The sequence below is a fragment of the Cupriavidus necator genome, from assembly GCF_013141915.1.
GTDB classification, from domain to species: Bacteria; Pseudomonadota; Gammaproteobacteria; order Burkholderiales; family Burkholderiaceae; genus Cupriavidus; species Cupriavidus necator_B.
The window spans coordinates 1-18,808 of sequence record NZ_SROX01000034.1; the positions used below are offsets into that span (position 1 = coordinate 1).

An 18,808-nucleotide genomic window follows, 5' to 3' on the forward strand; every position below is an offset into this window, starting at 1 on the left:
GAAGGCCTGCGCTTCGCTATCCGCGAAGGTGGCCGTACCGTCGGCGCCGGCGTCGTGGCAAAGATCCTCGACTAAGCTGTTCGATAGCGAATGCGGCACCAACCGGCCGCATTCGTTGCCAGAGGGGTTGGCGCAAGCGTCGACCCCGAAGTTGTTTTAGGGGTATAGCTCAACTGGCAGAGCGTCGGTCTCCAAAACCGAAGGTTGGGGGTTCGATTCCCTCTGCCCCTGCCAATTCAATCAGCCGCGTCGCGAGGAGCAATCGTGACGCGGCTTAGTCTCGTTTGCGAAACATGGCCAATCCCAATGTTGAAACCGTGAACGCCAGCAGCGGCAAGTGGATGCTTGGCGTAGCGGTGCTGCTGGTGGTTGCGGGCGTCATCGGTTTCTATGCACTGGCACAGCAACCGTCTTATGTACGTGGCGCCGCACTGTTCGGTGGTATTGCACTGGGTATCGTGGTTGCGTTGGTGTCGGTACCGGGCAAGGACTTTATCGGGTTCGCCAAGGAATCGTATCGGGAAGTTCGCAAGGTCGTCTGGCCGACGCGCAAGGAAGCCGGGCAGATGACAGGACTGGTCTTTGTCTTTGTCGTCGTCATGGCCCTGTTCCTGTGGTCGGCTGACAAGCTCATCGAGTGGGTCGTGTTCTCGCTCGTGCTGGGCTGGAAATAAGAGGTAGCACATGACGGATAACGCTCAGCAGGAAACCACCGCGCCGGAATCGCCTTCGTCGAAGAAGCGCTGGTATGTCGTGCATGCCTACTCCGGTATGGAGAAGAGCGTGCAACGCGCGCTGCAGGAGCGCATCGAGCGCGCCGAGATGCAGGACAAGTTTGGCCGCATCCTGGTGCCGTCCGAAGAAGTCGTGGAAATCAAGGGCGGCCACAAGTCGGTCACCGAGCGGCGCTTCTTCCCCGGCTACGTGCTGGTGGAAATGGAAATGACCGACGAAACCTGGCATTTGGTGAAGAACACCAGCAAGGTCACCGGTTTCGTGGGCGGCGCCCGCAATCGTCCGAGCCCGATTTCGCAGCGCGAAGTCGACAAGATCATGACCCAGATGCAGGAAGGGGTCGAGAAGCCGCGTCCCAAGACGCTGTTCGAAGTGGGCGAAATGGTGCGCGTCAAGGACGGCCCGTTCACCGACTTCAACGGCAACGTGGAAGAAGTGAATTACGAGAAATCGCGCCTGCGCGTCTCGGTCACGATCTTCGGACGGGCCACGCCGGTCGAGCTCGAGTTCGGCCAGGTCGAGAAGGTTTAAGGAATTTGCCGGCGGCTGCCTGAAAGGGCGGCAACTGGCAACGGCGACGCCCCCGGTGGCGACGCCAAGAGGAGCGTGAGGCCGTGCCACCGGTGCGGCGACAGCGCGTTACGACTCAACAGGATCGCATCCCGCAGGGACGATCCGGATTGGAGTAGAGATGGCCAAGAAAATCATTGGCTTTATCAAGCTGCAGATTCCGGCTGGTAAGGCAAATCCCTCCCCGCCCGTTGGTCCCGCACTGGGCCAGCGTGGTCTGAACATCATGGAGTTCTGCAAGGCGTTCAACGCCCAGACCCAGGGTATGGAACCCGGTCTGCCGGTGCCGGTGGTGATTACCGCCTTCGCCGACAAGAGCTTCACCTTCGTGATGAAGTCGCCGCCGGCGACCGTGCTGATCAAGAAGGCAGCCGGCATCACCAAGGGTTCGCCGAAGCCCCACACCGACAAGGTTGGCAAGATCACCCGCGCCCAGGCTGAAGAAATCGCCAAGGCCAAGAACGCTGACCTGACCGCCGCCGACCTGGACGCCGCCGTGCGTACCATCGCCGGTTCGGCTCGTTCGATGGGCATCACCGTGGAGGGTCTGTAAATGGCTAAGGTTTCCAAGCGCGTCGCCGCCAACAAGGCGAAGATCGAGCGTACCAAGTTCTACCCGATCGACGAGGCCCTGGGCCTGGTCAAGGGCTGCGCCTCGGCGAAGTTCGACGAATCGATCGACGTGGCCGTGCAACTGGGCATCGACGCCAAGAAGTCGGACCAGGTGGTGCGTGGTTCCGTGGTGCTGCCGGCCGGTACCGGCAAGTCGGTGCGTGTGGCTGTGTTCGCCCAGGGCGACAAGGCCGAGGCCGCCAAGGCCGCTGGTGCCGATATCGTCGGCATGGAAGACCTGGCTGAGCAAGTCAAGGCCGGCAACCTGAACTTCGACGTCGTGATCGCTTCGCCGGACACGATGCGTATCGTCGGTACGCTGGGCCAGATCCTGGGCCCGCGCGGCCTGATGCCGAACCCGAAGGTTGGCACTGTGACCCCCGACGTGGCCCAGGCCGTGAAGAACGCCAAGGCTGGTCAGGTCCAGTTCCGTGTCGACAAGGCCGGTATCATCCACGCCACCATCGGCCGTCGTTCGTTCGAGGACACCGCGCTGAAGAGCAACCTGGCCGCGCTGCTGGACGCGCTGGTCAAGGCCAAGCCGGCCACCAGCAAGGGCGTGTACCTGCGCAAGGTCGCCGTCTCGTCGACCATGGGCGTTGGCGTGCGTGTCGACCAGGCTACGCTGGCTGCCTGAGCTGACGGCAAATTGCTGACCGGAACCCGATAACACCGGTCTGCAAGAAGAATTGAAGGCCCTGGCCAATGGCGGGGGTCGTCTCCAAACCGCAAGGGATGGAGCAAGGCTTTGGGCAGTGGTGTCCGGCCGGGTGCGCAAGCATCGGCCGGCACTGCTGGTTATCAAAGACCGCTGGTGTCCTGGTCCGCGGCAGTAATGCGGAAAGGGCTTAATCGGTCGGAACGTGCGGGATGGCTGCCAAGCCTGAGCGACGTCTTCCGGCCAGCCAGCGCAGATGGCGCACCCGAAGGGATTGAAGAAGCCGGGCACTGCCCGGTCGATTCGGGCCAATCGGACGCCGTTCGTTTGTGCTGACGTGAAGGCTCCGGTATTGCCGGAGGCATAGCGTCATTTTGGAGCTTAACCGTGCCACTCAATATTGAAGATAAGAAGGCCGTCGTTGCTGAGGTCTCGGCGCAAGTCGCCAAGGCCCAGACCATCGTCGTCGCCGAATATCGCGGCATTGCGGTTGGCGATCTGACCAAGCTGCGTGCTACCGCTCGCCAGCAAGGCGTGTACCTCCGTGTTCTGAAGAACACGCTGGCCCGCCGTGCCGTCGAAGGTACGCCGTTTGCAGCCCTCGCAGAGCAGATGACCGGTCCGCTGATCTACGGTATTTCCGAAGATGCAGTGTCGTCGGCCAAGGTTCTGAACGACTTCGCCAAGACCAACGACAAGCTGGTCCTGCGCGCCGGGTCGTATGACGGCAAGGTTCTCGACGCTGCCGCCGTGAAGGCGCTGGCCTCGATCCCGAGCCGCGACGAACTGATTGCTCAGCTGCTGGGCGTGATGCAGGCACCGGTGTCGGGCTTCGCCCGTCTGCTGGCTGCACTGGCTGCCAAGAACGCCGAAGGCGCTCCCGCGGAAGCGGAAGCCGCCGGCGCCTAAGGCAATCCAGGCCGCGCATCGAAAGATCGCATTACCGATACCGAATCAAATCTAGTAGGAGTATTTCAAATGGCAATCACCAAAGACGACATCCTGGAAGCCGTTGGCGCGATGTCCGTGATGGAACTGAACGACCTGGTCAAGGCGTTCGAAGAGAAGTTTGGCGTGTCGGCCGCTGCCATGGCCGTGGCTGCCGCTCCGGGCGCTGCCGGTGCTGCTGCTGCCGAAGAGCAGACCGAATTCAACGTGATCCTGGCCGAAGTCGGCGCCAACAAGGTCGGCGTGATTAAGGCTGTTCGCGAAATCACCGGTCTGGGCCTGAAGGAAGCCAAGGACCTGGTCGATGGCGCACCGAAGCCCGTCAAGGAAGGCGTGGACAAGGCTGCTGCTGCCGAAGCCAAGAAGAAGCTGGAAGACGCTGGCGCGAAGGTCGACGTCAAGTAATGCAGGACTCGCGTGCCCTGGCGGCACGCGAATGGGGCTGGCAAAGGGAAATTCCCGGCGCCAGCCTTTTTGCGCTTGTGCGATTGTGTTTTAGTCACCACTCGGCACAGCGATGAAGTAGCGGAAGTGATGTTTGCGTTTCGCGGCAGGACTGGATTTGCCGGCGATTCAGCAGAGGCCAAACATCAGTGGCACACTAAGTGGTTGCTGCTGATGTTTGTCTTCTGAACCGACTGCAGAAGACAAGTTTGGTCGGGTGTCCCCCGGGCGAGTACAGGCGTTGCGCTTGATGCGACGACCACACCGCCCGCAGCGTGCGGACACCGTCAGCCAGAGGTTGGTAGCGGCCAACCGCCAAATCCCCTCCCAGTCGCTGAACACCTCAGGTCCGGCCAGGTCCAGCCAGCCCTGCGATGATTCGGAGATCCCATGGCGTACAGCTTCACCGAAAAGAAGCGCATTCGCAAAAGCTTTGCGAAGCGCGCGACGGTACATCAGGTTCCATTCCTGCTTGCCACCCAGATTGAATCCTACACCCAGTTCTTGCAAGCGGAAACGCCGACCGCGCGTCGCAAGACCGAAGGCCTCCAGGCCGCTTTCAACGCAATTTTCCCCATCTCCTCGCATAACGGGCTTGCCCGTATGGAGTTCGTCTCGTATCACCTGTCCAACCCGCCGTTCGACGTCAAGGAATGTCAGCAGCGTGGCCTGACCTTCCATTCGGCCCTGCGCGCCAAGGTTCGCCTGATCATCAACGATCGCGAGAACCCGGGCAAGGTCAAGGAAGTGAAGGAGCAGGAAGTCTACATGGGCGAAATCCCGCTGATGACTTCCACCGGTTCGTTCGTGATCAACGGCACCGAGCGTGTCATCGTCTCGCAGCTGCACCGCTCGCCGGGCGTGTTCTTCGAGCACGACAAGGGCAAGACCCACAGCTCGGGCAAGCTGCTGTTCTCGGCACGTATCATCCCCTACCGCGGTTCGTGGCTGGACTTTGAGTTCGACCCGAAGGACATCCTGTACTTCCGCGTCGACCGCCGCCGCAAGATGCCGGTGACGATCCTGCTGAAGTCGATCGGCCTGACCCCGGAACAGATCCTCGCGCACTTCTTCGTGTTCGACAACTTCACGCTGCAGGCCGAAGGCGCGCAGCTGGAGTTCGTGCCCGAGCGCCTGCGCGGTGAAGTCGCGCGCTTCGACATCGCCGACAAGAACGGCCGCGTGGTGGTCGAGAAGGACAAGCGGATCAACGCCAAGCATATCCGCGACCTGGACTCGGCCGGCACCAAGCTGATCAGCGTGCCGGAAGACTACCTGCTGGGCCGTGTGCTGGCCAAGAACATCATCGACCCGGATACCGGCGAGGTGATTGCCAACGCCAACGACGAACTGACCGAAACGCTGCTGGAAAACCTGCGCGAAGCCGGCGTCAAGCAGATCCAGACCCTGTACACCAACGACCTGGACCAGGGCCCGTACATGTCGCAGACCCTGCGCGTGGACGAGACCGCCGACCAGACCGCTGCGCGTATCGCCATCTACCGCATGATGCGCCCGGGCGAGCCGCCGACCGAGGAAGCCGTGGAAGCGCTGTTCCAGCGCCTGTTCTACAGCGAAGAGTCGTACGACCTGTCGCGCGTGGGCCGCATGAAGGTCAACAGCCGCCTGGGCCGCCCCAGCGGCGAAGGCGCCATGGTGCTGCAGGACGAGGACATCCTCGAGACCATCAAGATCCTGGTCAACCTGCGCAACGGCAAGGGCGAGGTCGATGATATCGACCACCTGGGCAACCGCCGCGTGCGCTGCGTCGGCGAACTGGCCGAAAACCAGTTCCGCGCCGGCCTGTCGCGCGTGGAGCGTGCTGTCAAGGAACGTCTGGGCCAGGCCGAGACCGAGAACCTGATGCCGCACGACCTGATCAACTCGAAGCCGATCTCGTCGGCGATCCGCGAGTTCTTCGGTTCGTCGCAGCTGTCGCAGTTCATGGACCAGACCAACCCGCTGTCCGAGATCACGCACAAGCGCCGGGTCTCGGCACTGGGCCCGGGCGGCCTGACGCGCGAGCGCGCCGGCTTTGAAGTCCGCGACGTGCACCCGACCCACTATGGCCGCGTCTGCCCGATCGAAACGCCGGAAGGTCCGAACATTGGCCTGATCAACTCGCTGGCGCTGTACGCCCGCCTGAACGAGTACGGCTTCCTGGAAACGCCGTACCGCAAAGTGGTCGGCAGCAAGCTGACCGACCAGGTCGATTACCTGTCCGCGATCGAGGAAGGCAAGTACGTGGTGGCGCAGGCCAACGCGACGGTTGACGCCGAGGGCAACCTGACCGACGAACTGGTGTCGGCCCGCGAAGGCTCCGAGCGTGAAACCCGGATGGTGACCCCGGACCGCGTGCAGTACATCGACGTGGCGCCGTCGCAGATCGTGTCGGCCGCTGCCTCGCTGGTGCCGTTCCTGGAACACGATGACGCGAACCGTGCACTGATGGGCGCGAACATGCAGCGCCAGGCCGTGCCTTGCCTGCGTCCGGACAAGCCGCTGGTCGGTACCGGCATCGAGCGCACCGTTGCGGTCGACTCGGGCACTGCCGTGCAGGCGATGCGTGGCGGCGTGGTCGACTACGTCGACGCGATGCGTATCGTGATCCGCGTGAACGACGACGAAGCCGTGGCCGGTGAAGTCGGCGTGGACATCTACAACCTGATCAAGTACACGCGCTCGAACCAGAACACCAATATCAACCAGCGTCCGATGGTCAAGGTGGGCGACCACGTGGCCCGCGGCGACGTCATCGCTGACGGCGCCTCGACCGACCTGGGCGAGCTGGCCCTGGGCCAGAACATGCTGGTGGCGTTCATGCCGTGGAACGGCTACAACTTCGAGGATTCGATCCTGATCTCGGAGCGTGTGGTGGCCGAAGACCGCTATACCTCGATCCACATCGAGGAACTGTCGGTCGTCGCACGCGACACCAAGCTGGGACCTGAGGAAATCACGCGCGATATCTCGAACCTGGCCGAAGCCCAGCTGGCTCGCCTGGACGAGTCGGGCATCACCTACATCGGCGCCGAGGTCGAAGCCGGCGACGTGCTGGTGGGCAAGGTCACGCCGAAGGGCGAGACCCAGCTGACGCCGGAAGAGAAGCTGCTGCGCGCCATCTTCGGCGAGAAGGCGTCGGACGTGAAGGACACCTCGCTGCGCGTGCCGTCGGGCATGAGCGGCATCGTGATCGACGTCCAGGTCTTCACCCGCGAAGGCGTGACGCGCGACAAGCGTGCCCAGTCGATCATCGACGACGAACTGAAGCGCTACCGCCTGGACCTGAACGACCAGCTGCGTATCGTGGAAGGCGACGCGTTCCAGCGTCTGGAGCGCCTGCTCGTCGACAAGACCGTCAACGGCGGTCCGAAGAAGCTGGCCAAGGGTGCCAAGATCACCAAGGAGTACCTGGCGGACATCGACAAGTACCACTGGTTCGACATCCGTCCGGCCGACGAGGAACTGGCTGCCCAGCTGGAAGCCGTCAAGGAAGCCATCGAGCAGAAGCGCCACGAGTTCGACCTGGCCTTCGAAGAGAAGCGCAAGAAGCTCACCCAGGGCGACGAACTGCCGCCGGGCGTGATCAAGATGGTCAAGGTCTACCTGGCCGTCAAGCGCCGCCTGCAGCCGGGCGACAAGATGGCCGGCCGTCACGGCAACAAGGGCGTCGTGTCCAAGATCACCCCGATCGAAGACATGCCGTACATGGCCGACGGTACGCCTGCCGACATCGTGCTGAACCCGCTGGGCGTGCCTTCGCGGATGAACGTGGGCCAGATTCTCGAGACCCACCTGGGCTGGGCCGCGCGCGGCCTGGGCGAGCGCATCGGCAACATGCTGAAGGCGCAAGCCAAGGCAGCCGAAGTGCGCACCCTGCTCACGCAGATCTACAACGAGAGCGGCAAGGTTGAAGACCTCGACAGCCTGTCGGATGCGGAAGTCCTGGAACTGGCCGACAACCTGAAGAAGGGCGTGCCGTTCGCGACGCCGGTGTTCGACGGTGCGCATGAGGACGAAATCCGCCGCATGCTGGACCTCGCCTATCCGGAAGAGATCGCGAAGGAGAAGGGCCTGACCGCTTCCAAGCAGCAGGTCACGCTGTTCGACGGCCGCACCGGCGAGGCGTTCGAGCGTCCGGTCACGCTGGGTGTGATGCACATGCTGAAGCTGCACCACCTGGTCGACGACAAGATGCACGCCCGCTCCACCGGTCCGTACTCGCTGGTGACGCAGCAGCCGCTGGGTGGTAAAGCCCAGTTCGGTGGCCAGCGTTTCGGTGAGATGGAAGTGTGGGCGCTGGAAGCCTACGGCGCCTCGTACGTGCTGCAGGAAATGCTGACGGTCAAGTCCGATGACGTGAACGGCCGTACCAAGGTGTACGAAAACATCGTCAAGGGCGAGCACTCGATCGATGCCGGCATGCCGGAATCGTTCAACGTGCTGGTGAAGGAAATCCGCTCGCTGGGTATCGACATCGACCTCGATCGCTACTGATCGGGCCGATGCGGGTGCCGGCTGCGGCCGGCACTCACCAGCGCAGGATTTCCCACAGAATGAATGCCGCCGTTCCGGACAAAGTCCGGGCCGGTGGCGAAACAAGGAGTTGCAATGAAAGCATTGCTCGATCTCTTTAAGCAGGTTCAGCAGGAAGAGCAGTTCGACGCGATCAAGATCGGCCTGGCCTCGCCCGAGAAGATCCGTTCGTGGTCGTACGGCGAAGTCAAGAAGCCGGAAACGATCAACTACCGTACCTTCAAGCCGGAACGCGACGGCCTGTTCTGCGCCAAGATCTTTGGCCCGATCAAGGACTACGAGTGCCTGTGCGGCAAGTACAAGCGCCTGAAGCACCGTGGCGTGATCTGCGAGAAGTGCGGCGTTGAAGTGACGCTGGCCAAGGTGCGCCGCGAGCGTATGGGCCATATCGAACTGGCCGCGCCGACCGCGCACATCTGGTTCCTGAAGTCGCTGCCGTCGCGCCTGGGCATGGTCCTGGACATGACGCTGCGCGACATCGAGCGCGTGCTGTACTTCGAAGCATTCGTGGTGATCGAACCCGGCATGACCCCGCTCAAGAAGAGCCAGATCATGTCCGAAGACGACTACCTCGCGAAGTGCGACGAGTACGGCGAGGGCGAGTTCGTCGCCATGATGGGTGCCGAGGGCATCCGTGAACTGCTGCGCGGCATCGACATCGAGAAGCAGATCGAACAGATCCGCGCCGAGCTGCAGGCCACCGGTTCCGAAGCCAAGATCAAGAAGTTCGCCAAGCGCCTGAAGGTGCTCGAGGCCTTCCAGCGTTCGGGCATCAAGCCGGAGTGGATGATCCTTGAAGTGCTGCCGGTGCTGCCGCCCGAGCTGCGCCCGCTGGTGCCGCTGGACGGCGGCCGCTTCGCGACCTCGGACCTGAACGACCTGTATCGCCGCGTCATCAACCGTAACAACCGCCTGAAGCGCCTGCTGGAGCTGAAGGCGCCTGAGATCATCGTGCGCAACGAAAAGCGCATGCTGCAGGAAGCGGTTGACTCGCTGCTGGACAACGGCCGTCGCGGCAAGGCGATGACCGGCGCCAACAAGCGTCCGCTGAAGTCCCTGGCCGAAATGATCAAGGGCAAGGGCGGCCGTTTCCGTCAGAACCTGCTGGGCAAGCGCGTCGACTACTCGGGCCGTTCGGTCATCGTGGTGGGCCCGACGCTCAAGCTGCACCAGTGCGGCCTGCCCAAGCTGATGGCGCTCGAGCTGTTCAAGCCGTTCATCTTCCACAAGCTGGAAACGATGGGCATCGCCACCACCATCAAGGCGGCGAAGAAGGAAGTCGAAAGCCAGACCCCGGTGGTGTGGGACATCCTCGAAGAGGTGATCCGCGAGCACCCGGTGATGCTGAACCGCGCGCCGACGCTGCACCGCCTGGGCATCCAGGCGTTCGAGCCGGTGCTGATCGAAGGCAAGGCGATCCAGCTGCACCCGCTGGTCTGCGCGGCGTTCAACGCCGACTTCGACGGTGACCAGATGGCTGTCCACGTGCCGCTGTCGCTGGAAGCGCAGATGGAAGCCCGCACCCTGATGCTGGCCTCCAACAACGTGCTGTTCCCGGCCAACGGCGATCCGTCGATCGTGCCGTCGCAAGACGTGGTGCTGGGTCTGTACTACACCACCCGCGACAAGATCAACGGCCGCGGCGAGGGCATGACCTTTGCCGACATCAGCGAAGTGATCCGCGCCTACGAGAACAAGGAAGTCGAACTGGCTTCGCGCGTGAACGTGCGTATCACCGAGTATGAGCTGGTCGACAAGGACGCCGAGGGCGACGCCCGTTTCGCACCCAAGATCACGCTGCAGGCCACCACGGTCGGCCGCGCGATCCTGTCCGAGATCCTGCCGAAGGGCCTGCCGTTCTCGGTGCTGAACAAGCCGCTGAAGAAGAAGGAAATCTCGCGCCTGATCAACACGGCGTTCCGCCGCTGCGGCCTGCGCGAGACCGTGATCTTCGCCGACAAGCTGCTGCAGTCGGGCTTCCGCCTGGCCACCCGCGCCGGTATCTCGATCGCGATCGACGACATGCTGGTGCCGCCGGCGAAGGAAAAGATCATCGCCGAGGCTTCGGCCAAGGTGAAGGAATACGACAAGCAGTACATGTCGGGTCTGGTGACCGACCAGGAACGCTACAACAACGTCGTCGACATCTGGGGCGCCGCTGGCGACCAGGTGGGCAAGGCGATGATGGAGCAGCTGCAGCACGAAGACGTGGTCGACCGCGAAGGCAAGACCGTGAAGCAAGAGTCGTTCAACTCCATCTACATGATGGCCGACTCGGGCGCACGGGGTTCCGCCGCGCAGATCCGCCAGCTGGCCGGCATGCGTGGCCTGATGGCCAAGCCGGATGGCTCGATCATTGAAACGCCGATTACGGCGAACTTCCGTGAAGGCCTGAACGTTCTGCAGTACTTCATCTCGACCCACGGCGCGCGTAAGGGCCTGGCCGATACGGCACTGAAGACCGCCAACTCGGGTTACCTGACGCGTCGTCTGGTCGACGTGACGCAGGATCTGGTCGTGGTGGAAGACGATTGCGGCACCTCCAACGGCGTGGCCATGAAGGCCCTGGTCGAAGGCGGTGAGGTGATCGAAGCCCTGCGCGACCGTATCCTCGGCCGTGTGACCGTGGCTGACGTGGTAAACCCGGAAACCCAGGAAACCGCGATCGAGTCCGGCACGCTGCTGGACGAAGACCTGGTCGAGCTGATCGACAACATCGGCGTGGACGAAGTCAAGGTCCGCACCCCGCTGTCGTGCGACACGCGCTACGGCCTGTGCGCCAAGTGCTACGGCCGCGACCTGGGCCGTGGCGTGCTGGTGAACTCCGGCGAAGCGGTGGGTGTGATTGCCGCGCAGTCGATCGGTGAGCCGGGCACGCAGCTGACCATGCGTACCTTCCACATCGGTGGTGCGGCATCGCGTGCGGCAGTGGCCTCGAGCGTGGAAGCGAAGGCGACCGGTACGGTCCGCTTCACCGCGACCATGCGCTACGTGACCAACGCCAAGGGCGAGCTGATCGTGATCTCGCGTTCGGGCGAGGCACTGATCACCGACGACCACGGCCGCGAGCGCGAGCGCCACAAGATCCCGTACGGCGCCACGCTGCTGGTGCAGGACGGCCAGGCGATCAAGGCCGGCACGCAACTGGCGACCTGGGACGCGCTGACCCGTCCGATCGTTTCGGAGTACTCGGGCACGATCAAGTTCGAGAACGTCGAAGAAGGCGTGACCGTCGCCAAGCAGATGGACGAAGTGACGGGCCTGTCGACCCTGGTGGTGATCGACGCCAAGCGCCGCACGGCTGCAACCAAGGGCATCCGCCCGCAAGTGAAGCTGCTCGACGCCAACGGCCAGGAAGTGAAGATCCCGGGCACGGACCACTCCGTGACCATCGGCTTCCAGGTCGGCGCGCTGATTACCGTGAAGGACGGCCAGCAGGTGCACGTGGGTGAAGTGCTCGCGCGTATCCCGACCGAATCGCAGAAGACCCGCGACATTACCGGTGGTCTGCCGCGCGTGGCCGAGCTGTTCGAAGCGCGTTCGCCGAAGGATGCCGCCGTGCTGGCGGAAGTCACCGGCACGACCTCGTTCGGCAAGGACACCAAGGGCAAGCAGCGCCTGGTCATCACCGACCTGGACGGCAATGCCCACGAGTTCCTGATCGCGAAGGAAAAGCAGGTGCTGGTGCACGACGGCCAGGTGGTGAACAAGGGCGAAATGATCGTGGAAGGTCCGGCGGACCCGCACGACATCCTGCGCCTGAAGGGCATCGAAGAGCTGGCGCACTACATCGTCGACGAAGTCCAGGACGTGTACCGTCTGCAGGGCGTGAAGATCAACGACAAGCACATCGAGGTGATCGTTCGCCAGATGCTGCGCCGCGTCCAGATCGCCGACGTGGGCGACACCAAGTTCATCCCGGGTGAACAGGTGGAGCGTTCGGAACTGCTCGACGAGAACGACCGCGTGATCGCCGAAGGCAAGCGTCCGGCCACCTACGAGAACCTGCTGCTGGGTATTACCAAGGCGTCGCTGTCGACCGACAGCTTCATCTCGGCGGCATCGTTCCAGGAAACCACGCGCGTGCTGACCGAAGCCGCGATCATGGGCAAGACCGACGACCTGCGTGGTCTGAAGGAAAACGTGATCGTCGGCCGTCTGATCCCGGCCGGTACTGGCCTGGCCTATCACCGTGCCCGCAAGGCACGCGAGGCCTCCGAGCGCGAACGCGCCCAGGCGATCGCCGAAGAAGAGCAGTCGCTCTTCATCGAGCCGCCGGTGGTGCCGGCGACCGAGGGTGAAGGCGACAACGCCTGATCTCGCTGCAGTAGTTACCGCCGCAAGGTGGACCAAAGCCCGGCTGATCCAGCCGGGCTTTTTTTTGTCCACGCACGCCGCGGCGCTCCGGCACTATTCGTGAGAAAGCTCGCAGAGTTTGCCGGGCAGGCGCAGTGGCGGGCCCCCTTAGTGGTAAGGTTACGGCTTTTCCGGCTCCAGCAATTTCGTTGTCCATGTCGCAAGCACTGGCGATCCTCAAGGATGTCTTCGGCTACCACGCCTTCCGCGGGCGCCAGGCCGAGATCATCGACCACGTTGCGACGGGCGGCGACTGCCTGGTGCTGATGCCGACCGGCGGCGGCAAGTCGCTGTGCTATCAGATCCCGGCGCTGCTGCGCCAGCGCGCCGGCGACGGCGTCGGCATCGTGGTGTCGCCGCTGATCGCGCTGATGCAGGACCAGGTCGCGGCACTGACTGAAGCCGGCGTGCGTGCCGCGGTGCTCAATTCGACGCTGAGCGGCGCCGAGGCCTCCGCGGTCGAGCGCGACCTGCTGGCCGGGCGCATCGAGATTCTCTACGTCGCGCCGGAGCGGCTGATGACGCCGCGCTTTCTCGACTTGCTGGAGCGCACCCGCGTCGGCCTGTTCGCCATCGACGAGGCCCACTGCGTGTCGCAATGGGGCCACGACTTCCGGCCGGAATACATCCAGCTGTCGGTGCTGCACGAGCGCTTCCCGTATGTGCCCCGCATCGCGCTGACCGCCACCGCCGACGCGCTGACGCGCGAAGAGATCGTCGAGCGGCTGGCGCTGCATGATGCGCGCATCTTCATTTCCAGCTTCGACCGGCCCAACATCCGCTACCGCATCGTCGAGAAGGACAATGCGCGCCAGCAGTTGCTGGCCTTTATCAAGGCCGAGCATACCGCGGCCGACGGCACCCACGACAGCGGCATCGTCTATTGCCTGTCGCGCAAGAAGGTCGAGGACACCGCGCAATGGCTGAGCGGGCAGGGCATCAACGCGCTCGGCTACCATGCCGGCATGGATGCCCAGGTGCGGCAGCATCACCAGGCGCGCTTCCGTGAAGAGGAAGGGCTGGTGATGGTGGCGACGATCGCCTTCGGCATGGGCATCGACAAGCCCGACGTGCGCTTTGTCGCCCACCTGGACCTGCCCAAGAGCATGGAGGGCTATTACCAGGAAACCGGTCGCGCCGGCCGCGACGGATTGCCCGCCAATGCCTGGATGGCCTACGGCCTGGGCGATGTGGTGCAGCAGAAGCGCATGATCGACGAGTCCGAGGCGGACGAGGCCTTCAAGCGCGTGTCGTCGTCCAAGCTCGATGCGCTGCTCGGCCTGTGCGAAACCGCGGGCTGCCGGCGCGTGCGCATCCTGGCGTATTTCAACGAAGCCAGCGAACCGTGCGGCAACTGCGACACCTGCCTCGAGCCGCCAGCCACCTGGGACGGCACGCGCGAGGCGCAGATGGCGCTGTCCTGCGTCTACCGTACCGCGCAGGCCAGCCGGGTGCACTTTGGCGCCACCCACCTGGTCGACGTGCTGCGCGGTAATGCCTCGGAGAAGATCAAGCAGTGGGGCCATGACAAGGTATCTACCTTCGGCATCGGCAAGGACCGCTCGGTGCATGAGTGGCATACGGTGTTCCGCCAGCTGATCGCGCAGGGCTTGCTGACCATCGACCACGGTGGCCATGGCGCCTTGCTGCTGGGCGAAGAGGCACGCGCGGTGCTCAAGGGCGAACGCCAGATCATCCTGCGCCGCCAGGCCACCCGGCCCGGCAAGTCCGGCGAGCGCGCCGCGCGCGGCACCCGCCCCGACCATACCGCCGACATGGACGCCGACACGCTGGCCAACTGGGAGGCGCTGCGCCGCTGGCGCACCGAGGCCGCGCGCGAGCACGGGGTGCCGGCCTATGTCATTTTCCATGACGCCACCCTGGCCGAGCTGGCCCGGACCGCACCGGATTCCCTGTCCGCGATGCAGGGCATTCCCGGCATTGGCGCGTCCAAGCTGGAGCGCTACGGGCAGTCCATCCTGGCAGCGCTGCGGGCAGTCTGATCCGGGCGGCGGGCGCCCCATCGCAGGTCAGGTATACGGCTTGACGGTATACGATTCCGCTGCTAGGATGCCAGATTCGAGTTTTTGGCTTTGGATTTCGCTCGCCCGTCGGATAAGTGGCCTTCAGGTCGCTGCCGGCAAGCCTACCGGACTGGGTTTCCATGGACGGGTGGCGGCAGACGCGGGATCCGGGTGCCGGCTCGCGCTCTTTGGCATGCTGTTACCGCACAGTCCCGTCTCCAGAGCGCCCGCTCACCTCTCCCGTCCAAAACCCGTAGTTGCCTCTCCAGCCTGGCGCATGCCGGCGCGAGGGGCGTTTTTCGTAAAACCAAGCTGGATTGAACAATGCCAACTATCAACCAACTGGTTCGCAAGCCGCGTGTCTCGGAAGTCGTCAAGAGCAAGAGCCCGGCGCTTGAGAACTGCCCCCAGCGTCGTGGCGTGTGCACCCGTGTGTACACCACGACGCCGAAGAAGCCGAACTCGGCACTGCGTAAGGTCGCCAAGGTGCGCCTGACCAACGGTTTCGAAGTCATTTCGTACATCGGCGGTGAAGGCCACAACCTGCAGGAACACTCGGTCGTGCTGATTCGCGGCGGCCGTGTGAAGGATCTGCCGGGTGTGCGTTACCACATCGTCCGTGGCTCGCTGGATCTGCAAGGCGTGAAGGACCGCAAGCAGGCCCGTTCGAAGTACGGCGCGAAGCGTCCGAAGGCAGCCTAAGCTACGGCAGCCTGGGTCCGAAAGACCCGAAGCAACAAACGATAGCCTGTGGCGCAAGTCATGGTGCTGTCACCAGGCGGCGGTACAACGGAGCGCCTTTTTGGCAACCGTGCCGTCGAGTAAGTGGTCACCCGGCGAATTTGCTGTCTATCGCATGCAAGCTAGTTGGTGGCCGGAGAGCGGGAACAACTGACCGCGCTCTCAACTGAATCTAAAGGAAAGAAGATGCCACGTCGTCGTGAAGTCCCCAAGCGGGATGTTCTGCCTGATCCGAAGTTCGGTAACGTTGAAGTTGCCAAGTTCATGAACGTGCTGATGCTGGACGGCAAGAAGTCGGTTGCCGAACGCATCGTCTACGGCGCGTTCGACCAGATCGAAAAGAAGGCAGGCAAGGCCCCCATCGAAGTGTTCTCCGTTGCGATCAACAACGTGAAGCCGGTGGTGGAAGTAAAGAGCCGTCGCGTGGGCGGCGCCAACTATCAGGTTCCGGTCGAAGTCCGTCCGTCGCGTCGTTTGGCATTGGCGATGCGCTGGCTGCGTGAGGCCGCGAAGAAACGCAGCGAGAAGTCGATGGCGCTGCGCCTGGCAGGTGAGCTGCTGGAAGCATCGGAAGGCCGTGGCGGCGCGATGAAGAAGCGCGATGAAGTGCACCGCATGGCCGAAGCCAACAAGGCGTTCTCGCACTTCCGCTTCTAAAGCGCGCGAAAACACTGTTGGTTGCCGGGCGGGCTGTGTTTTTACACATCTCGCCCGTTTGTGTTAAGGGCGCGCGGCATGAGATGCCGGCGCCTCACGGACGAATAGAGGATTAAAGTGGCTCGTAAGACTCCCATTGAGCGCTACCGCAATATCGGTATCTCGGCTCACATTGACGCGGGTAAAACCACCACGACCGAGCGCATCCTGTTCTACACCGGTGTGAACCACAAGATCGGTGAAGTGCATGACGGCGCGGCCACCATGGACTGGATGGAGCAGGAGCAGGAGCGTGGCATCACGATTACCTCCGCTGCTACCACCGCCTTCTGGAAGGGCATGGCGGGGAATTACCCCGAGCACCGCTTCAACATCATCGACACCCCGGGCCACGTGGACTTCACCATCGAGGTGGAGCGTTCCATGCGCGTGCTGGACGGCGCATGCATGGTCTACTGCGCTGTGGGTGGCGTGCAGCCCCAGTCGGAAACCGTCTGGCGCCAGGCCAACAAGTACCGCGTGCCGCGTCTGGCGTTCGTCAACAAGATGGACCGTACCGGCGCCAACTTCTTCAAGGTCTACGACCAGCTGAAGACTCGCCTGAAGGCCAACCCGGTGCCCGTCGTGGTGCCGATCGGCGCTGAAGACGGCTTCCAGGGCGTCGTCGATCTGCTGGAAATGAAGGCGATCATCTGGGACGAAGCCAGCCAGGGCGTGAAGTTCGAATACCAGGACATCCCGGCCGAGCTGCAAGCCACCGCTGACGAATGGCGCGAGAAGATGGTCGAGTCCGCCGCCGAAGCCAGCGAAGAGCTGATGGAAAAGTACCTGGGCGGCGAAGAGCTGACCCGCGCCGAGATCGTCAAGGCGCTGCGTGACCGTACCATCGCCTGCGAAATCCAGCCGATGCTGTGCGGCACCGCGTTCAAGAACAAGGGCGTGCAGCGCATGCTCGACGCCGTGATCGACTTCCTGCCGTCGCCGGTCGACATTCCGCCGGTTACGGGCACGGACGAGGACGACAGCGAGAAGAAGCTCGAGCGCAAGGCTGACGACAACGAAAAGTTCTCGGCACTGGCGTTCAAGATCATGACCGACCCGTTCGTTGGTCAGCTGATCTTCTTCCGCGTCTACTCGGGCAAGATCAATTCGGGCGACACCGTGTACAACCCGGTCAAGAGCAAGAAGGAACGCCTCGGCCGGATTCTGCAGATGCATGCCAACCAGCGCGAAGAAATCAAGGAAGTGCTGGCCGGCGACATCGCCGCTGCAGTGGGCCTGAAGGACGCCACCACGGGCGATACGCTGTGCGATCCGGCAGCCCCGATCGTGCTCGAGCGCATGGTGTTCCCGGAGCCGGTGATCTCGCAGGCGGTCGAGCCGAAGACCAAGGCTGACCAGGAAAAGATGGGCATCGCCCTGAACCGCCTGGCCGCTGAAGATCCGTCGTTCCGCGTGCGTACCGATGAAGAATCGGGCCAGACCATCATTTCGGGCATGGGCGAGCTCCACCTCGAAATTCTGGTCGACCGCATGAAGCGCGAATTCGGCGTGGAAGCCAACATCGGCGCGCCGCAGGTGGCCTACCGCGAAACCATCCGCAAGACGGCGGAAGGTGTCGAGGGCAAGTTCGTCAAGCAGTCGGGCGGCCGTGGCCAGTATGGTCACGCCGTGATCACGCTGGAACCGCAAGAGCCGGGCAAGGGCTTCGAGTTCATCGACGCCATCAAGGGCGGTGTGATTCCTCGCGAATACATCCCGGCAGTCGAAAAGGGTATTGTCGACACGCTGCCGAACGGTATCCTGGCTGGCTTCCCGGTGGTTGACGTGAAGGTCACGCTGACGTTCGGTTCGTACCACGATGTGGACTCGAACGAAAACGCGTTCCGCATGGCCGGCTCGATGGCTTTCAAGGAAGCCATGCGCAAGGCCAGCCCGGTTCTGCTGGAGCCGATGATGGCCGTGGAAGTGGAAACGCCGGAAGACTACACGGGTACCGTGATGGGCGATCTGTCGTCCCGCCGCGGCATCGTGCAGGGCATGGACGACATGGTGGGCGGCGGCAAGATCATCAAGGCCGAAGTCCCGCTGTCGGAAATGTTCGGTTATTCCACGTCGCTGCGCTCGGCCACGCAAGGCCGCGCCACGTACACCATGGAATTCAAGCACTACGCCGAGGCACCGAAGAACATCGCCGAAGCCGTGATGACCGCCAAGGGCAAGTAAATAAGCTGTATGCCGCCGCGCCCCACCAGGGTGCGGCGGCGTGATGAATCGACAAGACTGCATTCCATTAGGAGCTGAAAAAAATGGCAAAGGAAAAGTTCGAGCGGACTAAGCCGCACGTGAACGTTGGTACGATTGGTCACGTTGACCATGGCAAGACCACGCTGACCGCAGCGATCGCCACGGTGCTGGCTGCCAAGTTCGGCGGTGCCGCCAAGAAGTACGACGAAATCGACGCAGCGCCGGAAGAAAAGGCCCGCGGTATTACCATCAATACCGCGCACGTCGAATACGAGACGGC

The 18,808-nt window shown here is 63.1% G+C and carries 14 protein-coding genes, 1 tRNA gene and 1 pseudogene; 15 read left to right on the top strand and 1 reads right to left on the bottom strand.

The features are described from left to right. The 8 genes and pseudogenes from E5S69_RS31800 to rplL all read left to right on the top strand — a co-directional run. Window positions 1-75, top strand: a pseudogene (locus E5S69_RS31800) (elongation factor Tu); the annotation flags it as partial. An 83-nt stretch (window positions 76-158) separates the two neighbouring features. Continuing rightward, window positions 159-234, top strand: a tRNA-Trp gene (locus tag E5S69_RS31805). 59 nt (window positions 235-293) lie between these two features. Then, a complete protein-coding gene (secE, locus tag E5S69_RS31810; RefSeq protein WP_013958264.1) occupies window positions 294-674 on the top strand; it encodes a preprotein translocase subunit SecE in 381 nt (126 codons plus the stop codon). Between the two features lie 10 nt (window positions 675-684). Continuing rightward, a complete protein-coding gene (gene nusG, locus E5S69_RS31815) occupies window positions 685-1,266 on the top strand; it encodes a transcription termination/antitermination protein NusG (protein ID WP_010810468.1) in 582 nt (193 codons plus the stop codon). 160 nt (window positions 1,267-1,426) lie between these two features. Continuing rightward, on the top strand, window positions 1,427-1,858 hold the full coding sequence (gene rplK / locus E5S69_RS31820; RefSeq protein WP_010810467.1) for a 50S ribosomal protein L11: 432 nt from the start codon (window positions 1,427-1,429) through the stop codon (window positions 1,856-1,858). Next, entirely contained in the window at window positions 1,859-2,554 is a 696-nt protein-coding gene (gene rplA / locus E5S69_RS31825; RefSeq protein WP_116338087.1) for a 50S ribosomal protein L1, read from the top strand. Between the two features lie 408 nt (window positions 2,555-2,962). After that, window positions 2,963-3,484, top strand: coding sequence for a 50S ribosomal protein L10 (gene rplJ, locus E5S69_RS31830; protein ID WP_171518291.1), 522 nt, complete (start codon window positions 2,963-2,965; stop codon window positions 3,482-3,484). 69 nt (window positions 3,485-3,553) lie between these two features. Beyond that, window positions 3,554-3,928 (top strand): 50S ribosomal protein L7/L12, encoded by a 375-nt coding sequence (gene rplL / locus E5S69_RS31835; RefSeq protein ID WP_012354151.1) that lies wholly within the window; start codon window positions 3,554-3,556, stop codon window positions 3,926-3,928. A 168-nt stretch (window positions 3,929-4,096) separates the two neighbouring features. Here the strand turns inward: rplL and E5S69_RS31840 are convergent, their stop codons facing one another. Continuing rightward, window positions 4,097-4,477, bottom strand: a complete 381-nt coding sequence (locus E5S69_RS31840) for a hypothetical protein (RefSeq protein ID WP_171518290.1) — start codon at window positions 4,475-4,477, stop codon at window positions 4,097-4,099. Between E5S69_RS31840 and rpoB the strand changes: the two genes are divergently transcribed. The 7 genes from rpoB to E5S69_RS31875 form a co-directional block, all read left to right on the top strand. Next, entirely contained in the window at window positions 4,358-8,464 is a 4,107-nt protein-coding gene (gene rpoB / locus E5S69_RS31845; RefSeq protein WP_171518292.1) for a DNA-directed RNA polymerase subunit beta, read from the top strand. The genes E5S69_RS31840 and rpoB overlap by 120 nt on opposite strands. A gap of 114 nt (window positions 8,465-8,578) precedes the next feature. Further along, a complete protein-coding gene (rpoC, locus tag E5S69_RS31850; RefSeq protein ID WP_171518293.1) occupies window positions 8,579-12,820 on the top strand; it encodes a DNA-directed RNA polymerase subunit beta' in 4,242 nt (1,413 codons plus the stop codon). A 194-nt stretch (window positions 12,821-13,014) separates the two neighbouring features. After that, complete coding sequence (gene recQ, locus E5S69_RS31855; RefSeq protein ID WP_171518294.1) at window positions 13,015-14,862, top strand: DNA helicase RecQ; 1,848 nt, start codon at window positions 13,015-13,017, stop codon at window positions 14,860-14,862. A gap of 345 nt (window positions 14,863-15,207) precedes the next feature. Continuing rightward, on the top strand, window positions 15,208-15,585 hold the full coding sequence (rpsL, locus tag E5S69_RS31860; protein ID WP_010810460.1) for a 30S ribosomal protein S12: 378 nt from the start codon (window positions 15,208-15,210) through the stop codon (window positions 15,583-15,585). 225 nt (window positions 15,586-15,810) lie between these two features. Continuing rightward, window positions 15,811-16,281, top strand: a complete 471-nt coding sequence (rpsG, locus tag E5S69_RS31865) for a 30S ribosomal protein S7 (protein WP_010810459.1) — start codon at window positions 15,811-15,813, stop codon at window positions 16,279-16,281. 117 nt (window positions 16,282-16,398) lie between these two features. Further along, window positions 16,399-18,507, top strand: a complete 2,109-nt coding sequence (gene fusA / locus E5S69_RS31870) for an elongation factor G (protein ID WP_171518295.1) — start codon at window positions 16,399-16,401, stop codon at window positions 18,505-18,507. An 83-nt stretch (window positions 18,508-18,590) separates the two neighbouring features. After that, window positions 18,591-18,808, top strand: a 218-nt coding sequence (locus E5S69_RS31875) for a GTP-binding protein (protein WP_236901497.1), incomplete at its 3' end; no start/stop codon positions are given.